Source organism: Candidatus Syntrophocurvum alkaliphilum (genome assembly GCF_009734445.1).
Lineage (GTDB): Bacteria > Bacillota > Syntrophomonadia > Syntrophomonadales > Syntrophomonadaceae > Syntrophocurvum > Syntrophocurvum alkaliphilum.
On record NZ_CP046457.1, the window covers coordinates 1,606,468 to 1,628,026 of the forward strand.

At 31.9% G+C, this 21,559-nt stretch carries 19 protein-coding genes and 1 tRNA gene; 5 read left to right on the plus strand and 15 right to left on the minus strand.

The window, feature by feature from the left end; genetic code table 11:
- Window positions 1-12 precede the first annotated feature (12 nt).
- The 4 genes from SYNTR_RS07760 to SYNTR_RS11560 are packed head-to-tail and all read left to right on the plus strand — an operon-like array spanning window position 13 to window position 5,068.
- Window positions 13-1,077 (plus strand): polysaccharide biosynthesis protein, encoded by a 1,065-nt coding sequence (locus SYNTR_RS07760; protein ID WP_156203979.1) that lies wholly within the window; start codon window positions 13-15, stop codon window positions 1,075-1,077.
- A complete protein-coding gene (gene wecB / locus SYNTR_RS07765) occupies window positions 1,074-2,159 on the plus strand; it encodes a non-hydrolyzing UDP-N-acetylglucosamine 2-epimerase (protein ID WP_156203980.1) in 1,086 nt (361 codons plus the stop codon). Before SYNTR_RS07760 ends, wecB begins: the two co-directional genes overlap by 4 nt.
- Before the next feature lie 16 nt (window positions 2,160-2,175).
- Window positions 2,176-4,272, plus strand: coding sequence for a class I SAM-dependent methyltransferase (locus SYNTR_RS11630; RefSeq protein ID WP_243140159.1), 2,097 nt, complete (start codon window positions 2,176-2,178; stop codon window positions 4,270-4,272).
- Between the two features lie 25 nt (window positions 4,273-4,297).
- Window positions 4,298-5,068 carry a glycosyltransferase family 2 protein gene (locus tag SYNTR_RS11560; protein ID WP_197079249.1) on the plus strand — a complete coding sequence of 257 codons (771 nt, stop codon included), beginning with the start codon at window positions 4,298-4,300 and terminating at the stop codon, window positions 5,066-5,068.
- Between the two features lie 14 nt (window positions 5,069-5,082).
- Here the strand turns inward: SYNTR_RS11560 and SYNTR_RS07775 are convergent, their stop codons facing one another.
- The 6 genes from SYNTR_RS07775 to SYNTR_RS07800 form a co-directional block, all read right to left on the minus strand.
- The gene (locus tag SYNTR_RS07775; RefSeq protein WP_156203981.1) at window positions 5,083-7,062 is read right to left on the minus strand and encodes a methyl-accepting chemotaxis protein; all 1,980 of its coding nucleotides are present in this window, start codon (window positions 7,060-7,062) and stop codon (window positions 5,083-5,085) included.
- Window positions 7,063-7,317: 255 nt separating this feature from the next.
- Window positions 7,318-8,160, minus strand: a complete 843-nt coding sequence (locus SYNTR_RS07780) for an SDR family NAD(P)-dependent oxidoreductase (RefSeq protein WP_156203982.1) — start codon at window positions 8,158-8,160, stop codon at window positions 7,318-7,320.
- Window positions 8,161-8,182: 22 nt separating this feature from the next.
- Complete coding sequence (locus tag SYNTR_RS07785) at window positions 8,183-9,340, minus strand: acyl-CoA dehydrogenase family protein (RefSeq protein WP_156203983.1); 1,158 nt, start codon at window positions 9,338-9,340, stop codon at window positions 8,183-8,185.
- Between the two features lie 145 nt (window positions 9,341-9,485).
- Complete coding sequence (gene istB / locus SYNTR_RS07790; RefSeq protein ID WP_156203984.1) at window positions 9,486-10,244, minus strand: IS21-like element helper ATPase IstB; 759 nt, start codon at window positions 10,242-10,244, stop codon at window positions 9,486-9,488.
- Entirely contained in the window at window positions 10,219-11,511 is a 1,293-nt protein-coding gene (gene istA, locus SYNTR_RS07795) for an IS21 family transposase (RefSeq protein ID WP_156203985.1), read from the minus strand. Before istA ends, istB begins: the two co-directional genes overlap by 26 nt.
- A 156-nt stretch (window positions 11,512-11,667) precedes the next feature.
- On the minus strand, window positions 11,668-12,084 hold the full coding sequence (locus tag SYNTR_RS07800; RefSeq protein ID WP_197079058.1) for an alpha-helical endospore appendage domain-containing protein: 417 nt from the start codon (window positions 12,082-12,084) through the stop codon (window positions 11,668-11,670).
- A 175-nt stretch (window positions 12,085-12,259) separates the two neighbouring features.
- On the opposite strand from SYNTR_RS07800, the gene SYNTR_RS07805 reads away from it, so the two are divergent.
- Window positions 12,260-12,523 carry a Smr/MutS family protein gene (locus SYNTR_RS07805; RefSeq protein ID WP_156203986.1) on the plus strand — a complete coding sequence of 88 codons (264 nt, stop codon included), beginning with the start codon at window positions 12,260-12,262 and terminating at the stop codon, window positions 12,521-12,523.
- Between the two features lie 20 nt (window positions 12,524-12,543).
- Here SYNTR_RS07805 and SYNTR_RS07810 read toward each other — a convergent pair whose 3' ends face one another.
- The 9 genes from SYNTR_RS07810 to polA all read right to left on the minus strand — a co-directional run bounded on the left by SYNTR_RS07810 (window position 12,544) and on the right by polA (window position 21,557).
- Complete coding sequence (locus SYNTR_RS07810; protein WP_156203987.1) at window positions 12,544-12,966, minus strand: putative signal transducing protein; 423 nt, start codon at window positions 12,964-12,966, stop codon at window positions 12,544-12,546.
- A 103-nt stretch (window positions 12,967-13,069) separates the two neighbouring features.
- Complete coding sequence (locus SYNTR_RS07815; RefSeq protein WP_156203988.1) at window positions 13,070-13,936, minus strand: glycine betaine ABC transporter substrate-binding protein; 867 nt, start codon at window positions 13,934-13,936, stop codon at window positions 13,070-13,072.
- A 315-nt stretch (window positions 13,937-14,251) separates the two neighbouring features.
- Window positions 14,252-14,337: transfer RNA gene (locus tag SYNTR_RS07820), tRNA-Leu, on the minus strand.
- A gap of 83 nt (window positions 14,338-14,420) precedes the next feature.
- Entirely contained in the window at window positions 14,421-16,064 is a 1,644-nt protein-coding gene (locus tag SYNTR_RS07825; RefSeq protein WP_156203989.1) for an ABC transporter substrate-binding protein, read from the minus strand.
- A gap of 114 nt (window positions 16,065-16,178) precedes the next feature.
- Window positions 16,179-16,745 carry a lytic transglycosylase domain-containing protein gene (locus tag SYNTR_RS07830; protein ID WP_156203990.1) on the minus strand — a complete coding sequence of 189 codons (567 nt, stop codon included), beginning with the start codon at window positions 16,743-16,745 and terminating at the stop codon, window positions 16,179-16,181.
- 52 nt (window positions 16,746-16,797) lie between these two features.
- On the minus strand, window positions 16,798-17,391 hold the full coding sequence (coaE, locus tag SYNTR_RS07835; protein ID WP_156203991.1) for a dephospho-CoA kinase: 594 nt from the start codon (window positions 17,389-17,391) through the stop codon (window positions 16,798-16,800).
- A gap of 25 nt (window positions 17,392-17,416) precedes the next feature.
- Entirely contained in the window at window positions 17,417-18,052 is a 636-nt protein-coding gene (gene ytaF, locus SYNTR_RS07840; RefSeq protein WP_156203992.1) for a sporulation membrane protein YtaF, read from the minus strand.
- A gap of 78 nt (window positions 18,053-18,130) precedes the next feature.
- Window positions 18,131-18,937, minus strand: a complete 807-nt coding sequence (mutM, locus tag SYNTR_RS07845) for a bifunctional DNA-formamidopyrimidine glycosylase/DNA-(apurinic or apyrimidinic site) lyase (RefSeq protein ID WP_156203993.1) — start codon at window positions 18,935-18,937, stop codon at window positions 18,131-18,133.
- A gap of 13 nt (window positions 18,938-18,950) precedes the next feature.
- Window positions 18,951-21,557: a DNA polymerase I gene (gene polA, locus SYNTR_RS07850; RefSeq protein WP_243140160.1), complete on the minus strand. Its 2,607-nt coding sequence runs from the start codon at window positions 21,555-21,557 to the stop codon at window positions 18,951-18,953.
- Window positions 21,558-21,559 lie beyond the last annotated feature (2 nt).

Here is a 21,559-nt window from a genome sequence, read left to right on the forward strand (position 1 = left end):
GGGGCACTTTAAATGTCACTTTTCAAAAATAAAGTTGTACTTATAACAGGTGGAACCGGTTCACTCGGTAAAGTTCTTACACGTCGCTTATTATCAAATCCTAATGATCTTCCTAAAAAAATTATAATATTTTCTCGTGATGAAGCTAAACAGCATGCGATGAGGGTAGATTACAAGCAGAAAATACAAGCTACTGATGAAATTATTTATGAGGACTTTAAAAAATTAGTTGAATTTAGAATCGGTGATATTAGAAATTATCATTCAGTTTGTGCCGCACTCGATGGAGTTAACATCGTTATAAACACCGCTGCATTAAAACAAGTTCCTACCTGTGAATACTTTCCTTATGAAGCTGTTCAAACAAATATAGGTGGCGCAGAAAATATTGTTCGTGCTATACGAGAAAATAAACTAACAATAGATACTGTGGTAGGAGTTTCTACTGATAAAGCCTGTAAGCCAATTAATGTAATGGGAATGACTAAAGCAATACAAGAAAGAGTCTTTATAAATGCTAACATTAGTATACCTTCAACAAGATTTATTTGTGTTCGTTATGGAAATGTATTAGCTTCACGTGGATCTGTAGTACCCCTGTTTCGTGAGCAAATAAAAAATGGTGGACCAGTTACAATTACAACCACAGATATGACAAGATTTTTATTGTCATTAGATAAAGCAGTTGATACCGTTATCGCTTCAATTGAAAATGCATATCCCGGTGAAATATATATTCCAAAAGTTCCATCAGCACGTATTTTAGATGTGGCAACTGCACTGATAGAAGATCGTAATATAGAAACAATTATAACTGGTATAAGACCAGGAGAAAAAGTGCACGAAATATTAGTTTCTTATGAAGAATCACAGCATACCGTTGATAGAGGTATTTACTATGCAATACAACCTATGCTCCCTGAATTGTTACCATATATCACCAAGCGCAACATGCTACATAAGGAATACAGTTCAGGGGATTCGGTTTTAAATTTAGAAGATACTAAACAACTACTATATGATCATAAGCTTAATATAGATGCCCCTTTTAATTATGAAGGAGAATTTTTGCGATGAAAATAATGACTATACTAGGTACTCGCCCTGAAATTATTCGTCTTAGCAAAATTATTCCTCTTCTAGATAAATATTATAATCATGTATTGGTCAACACAGGACAAAATTTTGACCCAAAATTAAATGACATCTTCTTTAATGAACTAGGAATTCGCCAAGTGAATTATTCATTAGATTGTAATTATAAAAAAGGTATAGAACAAATTTCTTATATATTAACATCCTGTGAAAATATTCTATCTTTAGAAAAACCTGACCGTATACTAATACTTGGTGATACTAACAGTGCACTATCAGCAATAGTAGCAAAGCGAATGGGTATTCCAGTATTTCATATGGAAGCAGGAAATCGCTGTTATGATGATCGTGTTCCAGAAGAAATAAATAGACGCATTGTTGACCATTGTAGCGATATTCTTCTTCCTTATACAGAACGTAGTAGGGCAAATCTTTTAAGTGAAGGTATACCAAGCCATAAAATATTTGTAACAGGTAATCCAATTAAAGAAGTGCTAGATTATTATGCAGTAGATATTCAAGCTAGTAAGGTACTTGAAAAACTAAATATTAAAGCTAAACCCTATTTTTTAGCTACTCTACATAGAGCTGAAAATGTGGATGTTTCTTATCGATTAAACAAGTTCATGGAAGCTTTACACTTATTAAATCTTGAATATGAAATACCTGTAATTTGCAGTTTGCATCCTCGTACACGGTCAAAATTAAACAAAAATAATCAAATACTGAACAGAAATGAAATAACTTTCATTGAGCCTATAGGCTTATTTGATTTTATTAAACTTCAACAAAATGCACATTGTGTTTTAAGTGACAGCGGAACAGTTCAAGAAGAATGCTGTATTATGGGTATCCCAAATGTGACTTTAAGAGATGTTACTGAAAGACCGGAAACAGTTGAAAATGGCAGTTGTATTATATCTGGATGTGAACCGGCAGATATAATAAATGCTGTAGAAATAGCTGTTAACCTTGAAAATACATGGAGTATTCCTGCTGAATATACAAACAATCAAGTTAGCACCAGCGTAGTGAAGATAATTTCTAGTGCTTTACCACAGTAATATGGAGGTGGAATATTTGGATAATAAACATTTAATAGATCTTAGTAAACATAATGGTCTAATTTGGCATGAAGACTTTATCGTACACCTAGCTAGTATCGTACGGCCGAAGGTTTATGTAGAGCTAGGATTATATAAATGTGCTCTTTTTAATAGAATTATTCCTTATGCTGATAAGTTGATTGGAGTAGATGTAAATCCAGATGCACAAAACTATATGCAAAAATCTGATAAAACCTATTTTTTTAATACTACTACTGAGGATTTTGCTAAACAATTAGAAAATGAACCTTTGCAAATAGATATGTTATTTATAGATGCTAATCATGCACGTGAAGCTGTATTACAAGATTTTAGGTCATACTTACCCTTTGTTGCTCCACATGGTTTAATACTTTTACATGATGTACACCCAGGACAGCAATATCTTATTCAGCCTGAATGGTGTGGCACAGCCTATCTTGCAGCAGAAGAACTATCTAAACACCGAGATGAATATGAAATGATGACTATTCCAGTTTCACCGGGACTTTCAATTTGTAGAAAACGTAAAACTCAATTATCTTGGAAAGAGGAAGAAATTCGTAAATCATCAAAACAGTACAAAATTGTATGTATATGCCAAATATATAATGAACTGATTAAAGGTAATTTAGAAAGATTCGTAAAATATATAAATCCATTAGTTGATGCTCTTGTAGTATACGATGATGGCAGTACTGATGGTAGTTATGAATATATGTTAACTCAAACACCTTATGTTATAAGAGGTAGTAAAAATGACTTTGTAAACGAAATGAGTCACAAACAAATTTTGTTGGAAGAAGCATTGAAACTATCTCCGGATTTTATTTTATGGTTAGATGCAGATGAAGTGCTAACAACTGATGATAAGGAAAAAATACAATCATTATGTGCACTTTGTGATGAAAAAGATGTTGATGGATTAGTATTTCATGAGTTAAACCTGTGGCGAAGTAATACATGGAGAAGAATCGATAGCCTTTATGATAGTGGTTGGTTTGTACGATTATGGCGCGTAACACCTAATATGCAATTTGAAAAACCACGTCCAGGATTACATCAAAGACCTTATCCACCTAGTATTCGAAGATTATACTGGTCAGATTCTGTTAAAGTTTTACATTATGGTTTTTCTTCAAAACAACGATTGGCACACAAATATCTTGTTTACCAAGCTCATGGACAAAAGGGTTATGAAATGTTGGATCGATTAATAAGTGAAGAACAATTAGTTTTAGAAAAAGTACCACAAGAGTTATTTCCACAAGGATTATGGGTGGAAGAAGCAAAACCAGAACCTTTAACCTGGGAAGAATCGCTAGCTTATGTAGAATCATATCGAGAAGAAGTTTTCAAGCCAGCTTTTTCTATCATATGTTTAATTTACAAAAGTATTGGCTGGTTAAAATTTGTATATGAACAAGTTCATAAATATACAGATATGAAAGATAAGGAATTCTTTTTTGTAGCCAATGATGCTACTGACGAAGTTTTAAGTTACTTACGTGAAAATAATATACCTCACTATGAGTTCAATAACACTAAAGAACAACAAGCAGAATGGTACGTAAATAATGTCTATCGAGCATATAATTTTTCAGCAACAAAAGCCAAAGGTGATTTTTTAATATTCATTAATTCTGATATGGCTTTTAGTCCAGAATGGTTTGACAATTTATTAATCACTTATAATGGTAAAAATTGTGTATGTTCACGTTTAGTTGAATCAGGCAAATTACCTAGTGGTTTATACGGTATTGAAAATGATTTTGGACGTACCTATGACACATATCAAGAAGAAAACTTCCAAAAATATGCTCTTTCTATCAAAGAATCCAAAGTTGAAAATGGTGGTTTATTCATGCCTTTGTTAATTCGTAAAGAGCATTTTGAAATGGTTGGAGGTTACCCAGAAGGTCAAGTTCTTATAGGAAGTGATATATATAACCCGGTAATTGCTAAACCGGGAGAAGCTTGTGTCTCAGGCGATACTGTACTTATGCAAAAACTAAGAGAAGTAGGAATTATGCATCAAACAGCATTTAACAGTATTGTTTATCATTTTCAATGGGGAGAAAAAGATAGCTAATAAAATAAATTTAGAAAGGAAGAATATGAGCTGTACGGTATCTATAATCATAACCACATATAAAAGACCTCATCTACTTAAATGGGGTTTATATTCTTTAGCTAAACAAGCCATGCCCTATGATTATGAAATAATTATTTTAAATGATGGAGTTATTGATGAAACTGAATCAATTTGTGAACAGTATAGTGAAAGACTAAACATAAAATATATCTTTACTGGTCAAAGAAACATGAATGGTATTATGAAATGGCGTGTACCAGGTTTTGCGATTAACATAGGTGCGAAGATATCGAGCGGAAAAGTACTAATACTCTCCTGTGCTGAAATGTTTCATCTTAATGACTGTGTTATACAACTAACTATGCCAGTATTACGTAATGAAAAACTAATGGGCATACCTATTGCTAGGGATGATAGAGATGGTTCGTTTTTAAATAATCTAGAAATGACAAATGGAAGCTTTGACCGGACTGCCTTTTATAATAATTATATAAGATTAAATACTCACCTACCATTTCTTACTTCAATAAGTCGTAAAGAATTTTTTGCTATAGGTGGCTATGACGAAGATTTTACTGGTATTGGTTATGATGATAATGATTTAATGTTAAGACTTACAAAAAATGGCTGCAGTTATTATCAAACTGCAGCCGAAACTATTCACCTTTATCATGAAAGGATATGGTTCGCTAGAGAAAACTCCCCCGAAACTAAGTTTAATCGTAATTTGTTTTATAAAAAACAAAATCAAATTGTTCGTAATTCTAATAGGGTATGGGGTAAATTGTATTAAATTAATTACTAATATTATTCAAGTTTGAATTCATTTAACAGACTTCTTAGCTCACTTGATAATTTATCTAGTCTATCTGCCATGGATACAATGTTTTCTATAGCTGAAAGCTGACTTTGGGCTGTTGCAGTCACTTCTTGGGCTGAAGCTGCTGATTCCTCCGTAACTGCAGAGATGTTTTCAGTAGCCATAACAATTTCATCAACAGATTTCATTGTTTTATCAAAAGTACTTACTATTTCTTGAATTGATTCATCTATGCTTTGAGCACCAGCTTCAATTTTATTAAATGCAGTAAGTCCGTTCTCAAGAGAATCCCCTTGTTCTTTTACCATTTTTTCTACTTCATCTACCTCTTTCACCACATCTGCAACTTGGGTTTGTACCTCTTGAATTATTCCAGCAATATTTAAAGTTGCTGCTCCTGTTTCCTCAGCGAGTTTCCTGACTTCTTCAGCTACAACTGCAAACCCTTTACCTGCTTCTCCTGCACGTGCTGCCTCAATAGCCGCATTTAAGGCTAAAAGATTTGTTTGTTCTGATATAGAATTAATTAAATTAATTACCTCACTAATTTCTTTAGTTTTAGCGTCTAATACCTTTATTACCTGTGATACATCCCCTGTGCTCGTTACAGTGTTAGTCATTTTCATTTTTTGTTCATCCATTAAATCTGTAACTGTTAAAACTATTTCTTTAAAATTAGCAGTTTGCTCTGATATGGCCTTGGTAGTATTTTCTATATTTTTTATAGATGCTGCAACATCATGCGCTATTTCACTAGTTTTTTCTGCATCTTTAGCTTGGGCATTAGATGCTGAAGCCACTTGTTCAGCACTTAAATTTACTTGCCTAGAAGCTTCACCAGTTTGGTTAGCAGCACTTAGAATATCAGTAGATACCTCATTTAAATCTTTTGAACTATTATCTACTGCTTCAACAATACCTCTAAGGTTATTATTCATTTCACCAAATGAATTCATTAAAATGCCAAACTCAGATTTATCATCGCTATGAATTTCTTGGGTTAAATCTTTTTGAGAAAGAGTTTTTGTTACTCCAACCATCTCTATAATTGGCTTTATAAACTTTCCACTTATAAACCACATTATTATACCCAGTAATAATAGCACAACTCCGGTAGTCATAGCATTTCTTACAAACATATCGTTTAAAGTATGAGTGATTTCTTCTAAAGGAGCATTTACCGCTAAAGACCAACCTACTTGCTCTATCGGAGCATAAGCTATAAATCTATCTTCACCTTCTAAAGTATAACTAGTTACTCCCGCTTGCATTGCAGTCATTTGATCTGCTATTTCAGCCACTTCTTCCCCTTGGTCAAACATGCTTTTTTGTAAAATATAATCATGACTGGGGTGTACTATGTATTGCCCTTCCTTGTTTATCATATAAACATATCCAGTTTCTCCTAGCTGAATAGCACTAATCCTATCTATTAATTGATTAGCAAGCACCGCTCCACCTAAAACACCAACCGGCTCTCCATCTCTATAAATAGGTGACGATACTGGCACAACTATATTGCCAGTATTTCTAGAAACCACAGGGTCAGACACAGTCGCCTCACCCTCTAAAGCACTAATAAAATACTCTCTATCAGATAAATCTAAAGTAGAACCATCATCTAAAAAGGCTTCACCATGTGTATTGATTACAAATAAATTTTCATACTCTTCTCCTAAGACATTCATTTCTAAGGATAATAACTCTACGACCTCTTCTACTTCCATAGTTTTAGCACTATTTAAGTTGGCTAAAATTTGGATTTCTTGAATTTTGGAATCAATCCAAAACTGTATTTCACTAGTAGCTGCCCTAGACATTATTTCTCTTCCTTGATTTTGGGTCTGTTCTGTAAATAAACTTTTAGCGTTTAAATATGTAACAACACCTTGTGAAATAGCTGCTGTGAAACAAATAAACAAAATCCAGGCTAAAAATTTAAACCTAAGACTATCTGTTAATCTCATAATTAACCTCCCCTAAAATCTCCAACAGGCTATGATTCAATAATTAGTATAACAAAAAAAAGAGGGGGTTTTACTAAAATTTAATACTTTGTTGCAAAATATATATTTACGTAATTTTATGAAAATGATAAATCTTTTTAATAGTTTTAGCATGTATGTCTAACGGCATGAAAAGTTATTTACTTTAACAAGAATAAAGCCGTTATTTAACGGCTTTATTTTATATATGATAAAGAAGAGGTGGTTTTAAAAGATTTATATAGCACTTGGACGATTTTGTTCTAATATATTTTTCATTCTCATTTCAATAATTGGCTTGTATTCTGGATGAGTCATTATAAAGAACTCATCATCTTCTACAGCCTTAATTATTATTTCAACTGCTTTATCAGTTGCCATACCACCAGTTACTGATTGTTCCATAATTTGAGCTTTAGTTTTATAGTCTTCACTTTGATAATACGGATCTTTATTAGGATCATTTTGTAATTCCTGCGGACGGTGACGATCTGAATTGTGTAAATCAGATACTACAAATCCTGGGCAAAGTGCTGAAGCTCTTACTTTAGCACCTGCAAGCTGTAATTGTAGGTTTAAAACTTCAGTAAGTGTAACTGCTGCATGTTTACTACTTACATAAACAGGGGAGTTAGGTGAAACTAAAAGTCCTGCAACAGAGGCAGTATTAATGATACGACATTCTTTGTCCTGCTCTATCATTCTTGGCACAAATGATTTAATTCCATGCACAACACCCATAACATTAGTATCAAATGCCCATTTCCAATCCTTTAATGATTGTTCCCAAATATTGCCCACAACTGCTACACCAGCATTGTTGTAAAATATATCAACTGTTCCAAATGTATCATAGGTTTTCTTAGCATAGGCTTCCATATCTTCATAGTTTCCTACATCAAAAACTGCAGTTACAATTTCTGTACCTTTTAATTCTGCTACAAGGCTTTCTAGGTTTTTAGCATCTATATCAGATAAACTTAATTTTGCTCCTTTTTTGGCATATTGAATAGCTAATTCTCTTCCTATACCATTTGCAGCACCGGTAATTGCAATTACTTTTCCTGTATATTTACCCATTTTATTGCCTCCTTTAGTTTTATTACACCATTTTGTTTCTTATCATATAGCCTATTTGTTCATTAAGTGCTTCTACTGAAGCACCACCTATTGCTAATACCTTGGCATCTCGCCAAAAGCGTTCAACACCTGTGTCTACTATAGTGCCAACTCCGCCAAATATTTGTATTGCCTCTCTAGCAACATATTCAGATACTTCAGCACCTTTAACCTTAAGCATACGTCCTTCTGCTAATGCAAGATGGCCTTGGTCTTTTAAAGCATAAGAGCTATATACTAATGCTCTTAAAGTTTGAATCTCGGTAAACATCTTTACTAGTTTATGCCTTGTTACTTGCAGTCTATCGTACATGTTTTGCCCTTGTTGTTCTCTCTCTAGACTATAATTAAGTGCCATTTCATATGCTGCTTCAGCCATACCTAGTCCCATTGGTCCACAACTTAAAAATTCATCCCTTACACTTACAAACATAGCTCGTAGAGCACCATTTAAAGGACCAAGTAAGTTTTCTTTAGGTATGCGACAGTTTTTAAATGAAATAGTACCAGTTGATGAACCATGCCAGCCAAGCTTTACCTCAGGTTTACTTACTTCAAAACCAGGGGTATCAGCATCTATAATAAACGCACTCATACCTTCTCTAGTTACAGGGTCTACCTTATCGTCTGTAACTGCTAATACTACATAAGCATTAGCATAGTGAATGTTACTTATTAACACTTTCCCACCATTAATAACCCACTCATCACCATCAAGCACTGCTTTGGTATTATGTTCTATATGGTTAGAACCACCTGCAGACTCAGTTGAACCACAAGCTAATATAATTTCACCTGTTGCTGCTGGTTTTAGATATTTTTCTTTTTGCTCAGGTGATCCAAGCATATTTAGCATTCCACCAGCTAATAAGCTATGGGCTCCGATTGCTACTGCTAGTACAGGTGAACTTTTTGATAATTCTTCAATTATTAACGCAAGAGTTGTATTGTCTCCACCTAAACCACCAAATTCTTCTGGAAATGTTACTCCTAAGAAACCTAGCTCTCCAGCTCTCTTAAATAACTTCAATGGAAATTCATCTTTTTTATCAATTTCTAATGCCACAGGTTTTACTTCGTTTTCTACAAATTCCTTTGCAATATTTTGCATAAGTTGTCTTTCTTCATTCATATACCACATAATATATAACCTCCTATTAATGCACTTATCTGTTTGTAAGAAGAATTAAAGAAACATCCCCCCTTTGTCTCAACCTTAAACTTCATGGAGTGTTTATAAACGTCAATAAAAAAATGAACAAAAATGCAAATATTTTTATGTACAACTAATCTTCTTTTTGACCAACTTTTGATAGAGCTTCTGCAGTTCTATATGAACTACCAAGTATATTTACAATGCTAGAATGATGTACTAGTCTGTCTAAAATAGCACTAGCTAACATGTTATCAGTAAAAATATCGGTCCAATCTGATAAACTAATATTACTAGTTACTATGGTGCTTTTTTTCTCGTATCTACGATCAATAAGCTGGAAAAACATTTTTGCCTCTTGCTCACCGATAGGCAAATATCCGATTTCATCGATTATTAAAAGCCTATATTTAGCAAAATGCTTAATTCGATTTTCTAACTTGTTTTCTAGATGAGCTTTCCTAAGTTGTTCAATTAAATCATGGCATTTAATAAAATAAGTGCTTATACGTTTTTTAGCTGCTGCAATACCTATAGAAGTGGCCAGATGCGACTTTCCGACTCCGGAATTTCCGATCAATAGAATATTGCTGTTAGTCTCTAAGAATCTTAAACTTTCAAAATCTAAAAATTGTTGTTTATTAATTTTAGGTTGGAATTCAAAATCAAAATCTTTGAGTTCTTTTTGATGTGGAAATCCAGCTACTTTAACCATTGCATTGGTAGCATTAAAGTTTTTAACTTCTATCTCTTTAGAAGTAAGTTCGTATAAAGCATCTATAACGCTTATTTTCCCATCATTTATTTGGTCTAAATAATTATCTAACTTAATACTCATCTGGGTTAACTTAAGCTCTTTTAAATTGTCATGTAATATTTGATAATTGCTCATTAAATTTCTCCAATTCCCTTAGATGCTGTATAGCATATTCTTCAACCCCATCATGTTTTCTAAATGTTTGTTTTAACATGTCTAAATGATGCTGTTCTGTGTATGTTATTTTTTTGTTTTCCATGATTTCATGGACAGTAATAAGTTTTTTGTTATAATAGACATGCAAGTTATTTTCAATTATTTTTATTGTTACTTTCTTTCCAATTAAGGTTGAAGGAACTGAATACATTTTCTTTTTGTAAGAGAAAAGTGCATTTGTATTTACATTCACCTTTATGGAAGAAAGCTTATAGGAAGAACATATTTTTTCTTGTGGTAAAGGAAAAAGATGTTCTCTTTCTTTTTTGTACATAAGTATAGGTGGTATGCCTGTACTCTGACAAATTCTAGTATTAGCCTCGTTTGTTATCTGCTCTAATTTTTCATGTAATTGTTCGATATTATCTAACACTCCGTTATAAGTCATTATTTCATCTATAATTTTCATAGGATTCTCTACTTTTGCTTTAGTTTGAGGCCTTCCTTTAATACAAGGAACTACTTTAAATCCATAATCATCTGCAAATTGCTGAAATTTAGGATTAACAGTACCATCTGATAATTCTGTTCTAGCTTTTAACATCATTGTAGTAGCATTATCTATAACTAACTCCTTAGGCACACCCCCTATTGTTTCAAAAGCATTAGCTAAAAAGTCTACAACACAATCTAAGCTTGTTGATAAGTAAATAAGCCAAACTTTTTGCCTTGATGCTGATAATACTAAGCTTCCTACATTTATAATTATTTCTTCACTATTTCTAAACCTAAATTTAATTTTTTCTTTCCAATCAAACTGTGCTTGTTTACCTAGTTCTGTTTCTGTTTTAATTGAATTTGAATTACCTTTTGGTTTAAAATAATTAGCAAACTCTTCATGCTTTAGTATGTAGTAATTAAAGTTATTCCTGGTGCATTTTAATCCATGCTCTCTTTGTAAATATCTAAACAGATGATCTTTGTAATAAAACATTTGAGATGATTCATCAGATAGTAATTCTTTTATAATTTCATAGTAGTCATCAATCACAGATTTTTTCTTTTTTCTTTCCTTTTTATCAGCTCCTATGTAATATTTTTTAACTGTCCTTCTATCAACCCCCAAATTCCTTGCTATTTCACTAAAATTTGGCTTATCCAAGTTATTTGCCTCCACAAGTGTTTTAAGTTTCGGTAAGTCTTTTACTGAGTTAATTTCAATATCAGTAATTAATTTTATTTTCATTTCTCATCACCCAGTAAAACTATAGAAACTTATGTGATTTTTGTACATAGTTATTTTTGCATTTTTGGACATTTAAATATTAGCATTTATACCCAGCAAAGAAGAACAAATAATCGACAAGATTACCCATATCTATTCCGCCTATTATAGCCATCTTTATTCACCTCCTTGTACATTAGTAGGGTTATTAATGTCCTGTTCCTTTTTGTATGAGTAGTAAGCCACATCAGTATCTGAATAAACAACATTATTAAAAATTCCTGTAGCTGTTACGGTATTTTTATGAACTATGATTTTAATTTCTTTCATTGCATCAAGCACATTTTCTAATTTAAATTGAAGTATTATTTCTTTTTTAATTATAGTTTGCATCATTCTATTGATACTTTTTTGAAAGTTAATGGTTCCATTCGTATCGACTTGTTGAGTTAATAGCATTTCAGCTATTACCTGTACTTTTTCAGCTTCCGCATTAATTAAGTGTGCTAGGGCAGTTTCTTCTACAGCTATAGATTCCAGTAAATCTATTAATGCTTGCTCTTGTGTTACTTCAGGAATAATAGGAACACTCATAATATCACTTCCTTTCGGTTATACTCATGATATTATATGGCAAAAAATGATATAGTGTTACATTTATAACCATTAATGAAAATTGTTTCATATTTATATAAAAGTAATAGGATTGACATTATAAATTGACACAATTAAAGTTATAAAAAAGATACTATTTAGGGTGGTATATTTAATGTCTAAAAAAAATATAGTTTTGGATTTACACCCAATTTTTAATAAGGGATATGAAATAGATAAGGCGTTAAGTAATGCCTTTAATGAAGCTGAAGATATAAAGGCTAAAGAGTTAGAAATAATCTGTGGTAAAGGAAGCGGGCAGTTAAAGAAAAGAGTACTACGATTTTTAGATCAAAAACACATAAAAGAAAAATACCATCGCATAAAAAAAGACCCTAACAATTATGGTAGAGTCTTCGTTTATTTCCGTTGGAAGTAGTTTAGCTCATTATATAAACACTATGGAATAATGTCTAATATATATGAACCGAAAAAAACAATAAATAAAAAAATTAAAAAAAGCTTAAGATATACACTACTTTTATCTTCCTCAGTTTTAATTTCTTCAGAATAATCCATTCTAGAAGAATTATAATTATAATCATATTTATCTTCTTCAATCTCTAGATAAATATCTCCATTCAATTCATCACCATGCTCCATATGAGTTAAAATTTCAATAGCTTGTTCAAGTTTAGATGAAGGTACATAAATATCAATTCGAGTATTTATAGCTGAACCCATAAATACTTCTAAATAAGCACCAGCCCCAGGAGTCTTTCTCATTACAGGAATTCCTTCTTCATCCAAAATATTAGCAATAAGATTATATTCATCTATTGAAACTACACTTTTTAAAAATTCCCACTTGTTATTTTTCATAAAAAACTCCTTTGGAACATTTATTTAGTTATATTATTACTTATTAGTTTATTAAAAAATTAATACTGCTGCAAAATATTAATCCATGTAATTTTTATTTAGCCTAATTAGTAATCCACTCATCTATTAAATCACGATTTTCATTAACCCAAGCATTAGCACCGTTTACTGGGTCTTCTTCTTCTTCAATAATTGCCATTAAGTCACTAAGATTTTCATCTGTCATAAACCAATTATTCATCCATTGCACAACATCTGAAAAATCTTCTGCAAATCCTTCTCTAGTAATAAAGGCAATATCATCTCCATCTCCATATATGTTATTAGGATCATCAAGATGTTTTAAATCATAGTAAGCATAAACTCGATGGGGCTTCCATAATGTTACTGCTATAGGCTCTTTGTCTTCATATGCTTCACCTAAAGCTTCAATCATGGCAGGTTCGGATATTTCTACAACTTCAAAATCTAATCCGTATTCTTCTATTGCTTTTTCAGTAAGTTCATTTATATTTGAACCAGGTTCAATCCCAATAATCTCGTTATTAAGTATATCCTTTTTTTCATTTAATTCACTTATACTATTAACCTCTACATAAGATGGAACAACTAACCCATATCTAGTCTCCTTATACCACTTATCCTGAATGTCAAAATCAGCGCCATACTCCTCAATCAAGATATTATCTTGAGGAATCAAAACTTCCATCCCAATATCAAGATTGCCTTGTGCAACTCCTTGAAATAGCATCTCTTTCCCGACTTCAATTACTTCAACATTATATCCATTTTCTTGTAGTAATATTTGCCACATATTAGAAACTTCAACATCTGCTATCGAATCTTCTGCTATATTATTTACCCCTATCCTAATTGTATCATCTCTATGGTCAGCATCTGGAGCACATGCAGATAAGATAAAAATTGTTGATATTAATAATATAGCTAATAAAATTGAATTATTTTTCATTATTAAACCTCCAATAATTAGTTTTTTAATATTATTCTTTAAAACACCCCCATTAACTTTAAAAAGCATCAGCTATTTTGTATACTAAAAACATTTCGTTTATCATGTCAAGGTTGTGTATTAAAGCATATAATACAAATTTGCAAAATATCAGCATAGTATAAAAGAATACTTTAAAAGATTCACAATTTCAAAAAACAGGGGGCTTATAAAAAATTTATTTTTAATATTATTTTACCTATTAATATACAAAACATCCTAGTTTACCAGAAAAATAAAAAAGCCATGGTTAATCCATGACTTATAAGAACTGTATGGTGCGGTGGGCGGGACTTGAACCCGCACTCCTGTTAAGAACTAGTCCCTCAAACTAGCGTGTCTGCCCGTTCCACCACCACCGCATATCATTTTGTTGTTATTCTGACAAAGGACATTATACAACAGCGTTATTATAATTGTCAATTATATTAAGTTATTTAAGTATCTACACTTCTCCATTAGTGCTAGGTTTTTCATTATCATCTAAGGAAGGTTTTAATAACTCAACTTTATACCAGTCCACCATTTCTAAACCATTTAAAGTTAAGTTTCTTACGTTTTCACCTACTATAGCAGCTGACTCTTTTTGAAATAGCCATAAAAAGGGTGAATCATCAATAATTATCTCTTCAGCCCTATTGAGCAATTTTACCCTTTCTTGAACACTCTTAGTCTCTGCACGTGATGCATCAAGAATCTTATCTACTTGTTGGTTGTGATATCCTGAAAAGTTACTTTTACCTTTTTGGGAACTGTGAAACATATTATATAGAAAGGTATCAGCATCTGGGTAGTCGGCTTTCCAGCTTATTCTGAAAAAAGACAAGCTCATATTGTTCAGTTGTTTTTTATAGTAATCCCAATCCATTTCTTGTAATTGAACTTCAATTCCTAATTGAGCAAGTTGATCAATTACTGTTAAGGCGACCATTCTGTGGCCATCATTTTTGTTAATTGTTAAAGTTAAAGGACTAAGCCCTTCCCCTAAAGGATAGCCTGCTTCTTCTAATAACTCTTTCGCTTTATCTGGATTATAGCTATAACCAGGCATTTGATTATTATAACCTGGCAATCCAAAAGGAATAACACCTTTGCTAGCTCGATAAGAGTCACCTAAAACAGTTTCTATTATTACATCACGATCTATACCATAGTTTAATGCTCTACGTAAAAGATAGTTATCTGCAAAAGGAGCTTTATTGATGTTAAAACCTAAAGAATAGGTTTCATATAAAGGACGATTAATAAATAAATCTTTATATCGAGAATGATCTTTTAAGTTTTTCACTTCCTTTAGAGGAACTTGATTTAAGTAATCAAGTTTACCTGCTTTATAATCACCAAATGCTTGAAAAACGTCTTCATAAACGTCTACATTAATAGATGCTATTTTGGGTAGACCCCTGTGATACCTATCATTTATTTCTAGAATAATTTGACCAGATTCATTTTCTTCTTTAAATATAAAAGGACCAGTTCCTACAGCTGGTTCCACCTCATCTTGGGTATCAAAAACATAGAATAATGGATGAGTTAGATAGTGCATAAATGCAGCATTGGGCTCATTAAGTTCAATTTTTAATGTCCGTTTATCTATTGCTTGTATACCTGCTATATCTGCAGTTTTTCCCTCAAGCCTTTCTTTAGAACCGCTTATGGGCATTAACAGGTTAATATTATCCCAATCCTTTGTTGTTGAAAAATTATACTCCCAAGAATCTTTTACATCCTGTGCAGTCAATAATTTACCATTATGAAACCTTATATTAGTGTTTATGTTAATAGTAATTGTTTTGCTATCACCAGAATATTTCCAATCGGTAGCTAATAGCGGCTTTAATGATTTAGAGCTTTCATCATAATACACTAAACTTTCGTACATAGTTGAAGCTAAAATTTTTTCTTCTTGTGTAAATACATTAGCAGGTTCAAATGTTTCTACATTACCAACTAACCCTATATTAAAAGGGCGTGTATCTAGACTAGCTGTATATAATGTCTGATTTTTTATGTGAATAATTATACCAATTAATAATGCTAGTCCGATAATAGAAACTAGTAAAGCCATTTTCTTTTTATCTAAGAACATTGTAATTGTACCCTCCTCTACTCAACTTGTCTTAGGACATTATATTGAGTAAAGCGGGTAAATATTACTAATGTTAATAATAGTTATATATTGATTTTTTATAAGAATGAAAAACTATGAATTATATATGGCATGATATGCTTGGTAATTTTTTAATACGTTTTTTACATACTTTCTAGTTTCACTAAAGGGTATTTGTTCTACATTATCTTCAGTACCATCCCACTGCCCTACTTCAATCCAATTCACAACTTTACCTCTTCCTGCATTATAAGCTGCTATAACTATTGGTAGCTGTCCATCAAATTCTTTTTTAAGACTAGCCAAGTACCAACAGCCAAAATCAATATTGATCTCTGGTTTGTGAAGTTCATCTATTTGAAAGTCTTCAACACCTCTTTGCTCTGCTATCCATAATGCTGTATCTGGCATTATCTGCATAAGCCCTTTAGCTCCAACCGGAGATTCTGCAGTAGTTTGAAATTTACTTTCAGCTCGAATTATAGAAAATATTAGATAGGGATCTATTTGATACTCATATGCAGAAGAAAAGATTAAATCTTTGTGAGGCTGAGGATAAAAAACAGTTATCCATCTAGGAAAGGTAATTATAATAAATAAAAATATTAAAATAAATAGCCATATAAATATTGATGCTCTAGGCTTACGAAATCTAGACAAACTTATATCCTCCCCAACAAAAATTTATCTAATACAATTTTATTTTACAATTTTATAAAATTTCATTGTAATATTTGGTTGCTATTCTTATTGTTTCCTCTTTACCTTTCCTATTGTCAATAACCCTATTAGCTCTTTTTGCTTTTTCATCTAATGACATTTGAGAATCTATTCTTTTTATAGCTTCTTCCTCAGTAAAGCCATCACGTAACTTTAACCTTTCAATTTGGGTTTCACGATCAATCCATACTACCCATACCTCATCACATATATGCTGTATATTTATTTCATATAATAATGGTATTTCAAAGACTACTACAGCATTTGGTTGGCTTTTATTAATAGCTTGAATTTGGTTTTTAAAACTTTCTATTACACGAGGATGTGTTATATTATTTAATTTTTCTAATTTTTCAGGATTATTAAATACTAGTTTACCTAACTCATCCCGATTTATGGTTAAGTCGTCATTTAATATTTCTTGACCAAAGGTTTTTATTATTTCTTCATATGCGGGTTTATCGGGTTCAATAATTTGATGTGCTAGTTTATCTGCTTCAATAATTATAGCTCCAAGATCCTTTAAAGCATTAGCAACTGTACTTTTTCCACTAGCAATTCCACCTGTTAATCCTATTATTTTCATGCTAACACCGACTTTTCTGTTAAATTTAATTTAATCCAATTATACCAAGTATAATCAAGATTAAACCAGGTAAAATAGACGATACTATTTTTATTTTCTCATTTATCATTAGTTTACCTAGAAATAAACCTCCATTTACTAGTAAAAATTTGAGAATTCCTACACAAGTTGCTGTTAAGATTACATTAAATCCAGTCATTGCTGCTCCTATACCAGCACCAAAAGCATCTAAAGCTAATGCTACACCTAGAAAAAACGCCTCTTTAGCACTAATAACACCTGAATCATCAAAATCTGCTGTTGAAGGTTCTTTAAGTATATGTACTATTATTCCAAGAGGCTTTATATTAAATTCTAATAAAAGTTTTTGTTCATCTTCATCCAAACTATTTATTCTATCTTTTACTCCTTGAAATAAGAAATAAATTCCCATAATAATTAATATAACAGCACCTACACTAGCAGCTACCTGTGGACTGAGTAGGGATGCAATGCCCATACCAAATAACATAGAAATAGTTACTGCCAAAGCTGATGCCATAGCTATAACTATTAATGAAGCAAAAGGGATTTTTATATTCCTAACTCCATAGGCCAATCCTACAACAAAACCATCAGCACTAACAGCAACAGCAAAAAGGAACACTATTAAAAACTCCATATAAGCCACCTCTACCCATTGTTATATATATATCTACTATATGGATAAAGCTATTAAAGTGTTCCCTTGGTAGCCTGTCTAGTTTTGGCAATTATCACAATAGTGACTAGTTCTACCACCAATTTTTTCTCGGGTTAAAATCTGTGTACAAACAGGACAAGGTTCATTAGTTTTACCATATACTTTTAGGTAGTTTTGAAAATGTCCTGATTCATTATACCCATCTCTAAAATCTCTAAAGGTTGTCCCCCTATTTTCTATACTAGTATTTAAAACCTTTCTTATTGCATTTCTAAGTTTTTGGGCTTCCTTTTTGGTTAATGTGTTTGCGGGACGGTTAGGACGAACCTCTGCCATGTATAAAGCTTCATCAGCATAAATATTTCCTATTCCTGCTATTAGACGTTGATTTAATAATAGGTTTTTAATCGGTGTTTTTCTTTTCCTAGTTAATTCATAAAGATAATTTGCTGTAAATTCATCTGATAATGGTTCTTTCCCTATATGAGAGAAAAATCCTTCCATATCTTTAACTAACCATACTCCACCAAAACGCCTAGGATCTTGATATACTATCTTTGTTTTATTATTTAATGTTACCACTAAATGTACATGAGACTCGGCTATATTAGCATCGACATTCATAATGTAACATCTACCACTCATTCCCATATGAAGTATAATATACATATTTTTTTCTAAAACTATAATTAAAAACTTCCCTCGGCGGTTAATATCTATTATTTGTTTTTGAGGAATTTTTTCAGGTGAGTAATCTTTTTGCCTAATAATATCTTCTCGTCTAAACTCTACATCAAGAATAATTGTATTTTTAATTTTATCAAAAGATTTACGTATAGTTTCAATCTCAGGCAATTCAGGCATTATTTTTCCTCCGTTATTTCCATTCTTCCATCTCGTACCAATTACGTCCTATATTTAAGGATACTTCTAAAGGCACCTTTAAGCTATAGGCATTTTCCATAGCTTCTTTTACAATAGCTGTAGTTTCCTCAATTTCTTCTTTGGGAACTTCTAGCAGTAAGTCATCATGAACTTGTATTAATAGCTGTGATTTCAGTTTTCTAGTTTCGATTTCATCATTTATTTTTAGCATAGCTAGTTTTATTATATCAGCTGAGCTCCCCTGTATCGGTGTGTTAAGAGCCATTCTCTTAGCAAAAGACTGTACCATTTTATTTTTAGCATTTAAATCAGGTAAATATCTACGACGTTTTAAAACAGTTTCAACATAACCATGTTTTTTCCCAAACTCCACTATATTATCCATGTATTGTCGTACTCCTGGATAGGAGTCTAGATATTCCTCGATATACCTTTTGGCTTCCTTTCTACTAACTCCTGTATCTCTAGATAGACCAAAATCACTTATACCATAAACAATTCCAAAGTTAACTGCTTTAGCTCTACGTCTTAAATCTGAATTAACATCAGATATATCTACATTAAAAATTTCAGAGGCTGTACGTGTGTGTATATCTATACCTTTTTTAAACGTTTCTATTAGTGTTGCATCCTCGCTTATATGTGCTAGTGCACGAAGATCAATTTGAGAATAGTCGGCAGATATTAAGTACCAATCATCTTTGGCAGTAAATGCATTTCTTATTCTGCGCCCTTCCTCCATTTTAATGGGAATATTTTGCAAATTTGGTTCAACACTTGAAAGTCTGCCTGTAGTAGTTAGAGCTTGTTTGAAAATGGTATGTACTCTACCCGTATCAACATGAATAAGCTCTTGTAATGCATCAACATATGTTGATTTGAGCTTACTTACATGCCTATAATCTAAAATATAAGGTATTATCTCATGCTCATCGTATAGTTCTTCTAATACTTCAGCTCCTGTAGAGTAGCCAGTCTTTGTTTTTTTGACTACCCTTAAACCTAAATCTTCGAATAGCACTTTTCCTAATTGCTTAGGTGAGTTAATATTGAAACTTCCACCTGCAAGTTCATATATCCGTTCTTCATCTTTAGAAAGTCTAATCGAAAATTCTTCAGATATGGTTTCTAGTATTTTTTTATTCACTTTTATTCCTGCAATTTCCATTTTCCCCAAAGTATTTGATAATGGTATTTCTACATTGTATAATAAGTACTTTAAATCTTGGGGTAAGTCTTTGATTAATACTTGATATAAATCCTGAATTTTTATAACTAAGCACTCGGGATTATCTTCTGTAACAGTAACATTAAGATATTGTAATATCACATTACTTAAAGACTCATTTTGTATTTGAGAATCATTAATATAAGTAAGAAGCATGGTGTCACATTCTATACCTCTAAGCTGTATACCATATCTACTCAACAATACTTGTACAAACTTCTGGTTGTGGATAAGTTTTTTAATATCTTTAGCTTCAAAAAATGGTTTTAACCAGGAAATTTTATAATTAATTTTTTCTCCTATATTTAAGCTATACACTTGTTTACGAAACTCTATATATATTGATTTAAGATTACACCACATAGGGTGATGATAATCAGTTTTAAAATATAAGGATAGTAAATCGTCTTTACTTATCTGCTTTATAAGTTTTTCTACATCTTCTTCACATTCAAGCTCTATTACATCTATTTTTTCAAGCTCCTTAGCTGTTGATCCGGCTTTCTTGTTTAAAGTCGCTAAAAAATTATTAAACTCTAATCGTTTGTATATTTGAATTAAATTTTCATAATCTGGTTCACTCTTTTGAAATTCATCTATTTCAATATCTAAATCCATATCTCTAACTATTTCAGCTAGCTCACGACTTAAAAATGCCTTATCTCTATTTTCTGCTAATCTCTCTTTTAGTTTCTTCCCACTTACTTGGTCTAAATTTTCATAAATATTCTCTAACTTATTAAATTGTTTAATAAGTTTTATGGCAGTTTTTGCGCCTACTCCTGGAACACCAGGTATATTATCAGATGAATCCCCCATTAAAGCTTTAATTTCTATCATTTTTTCTGGTGGTACTTCCCACTTTTCTATCACTTTGTTTATATCGTATAACTGTATATCTGTAATACCTTTTTTAGTCATTAAGACTTTTACTGAATCAGAAACTAACTGAAGATTATCACCATCACCAGTAACTATAATACTACTCACACCTTGAGTTTCCGCTATTTTACTTATGGTTCCAATTATATCATCTGCTTCAAACCCTGGAACTTCAATGTATTTTACTTTAAGTGCCTTTAAAACATCCCTTAGCAATTGAAACTGAGGAGTAAGTTCATCAGGGGGAGCAGACCTATTAGCTTTATAATCAACAAACCTTTCCGTTCTAAATGTTTTCTTATCCATATCAAAGGCTACTACGATATGGGTTGGTTTTTCTTGCTCAACTATCCTATTATACATAGTTAAAAAACCATATACCCCGTTGGTATATATACCTTCTCTATTATGCAAAAGTGGAAGCGCATAAAAAGCTCTATACAATAGGCTATTCCCATCTATTAGCATCAATTTTTTATCAGACATCATCT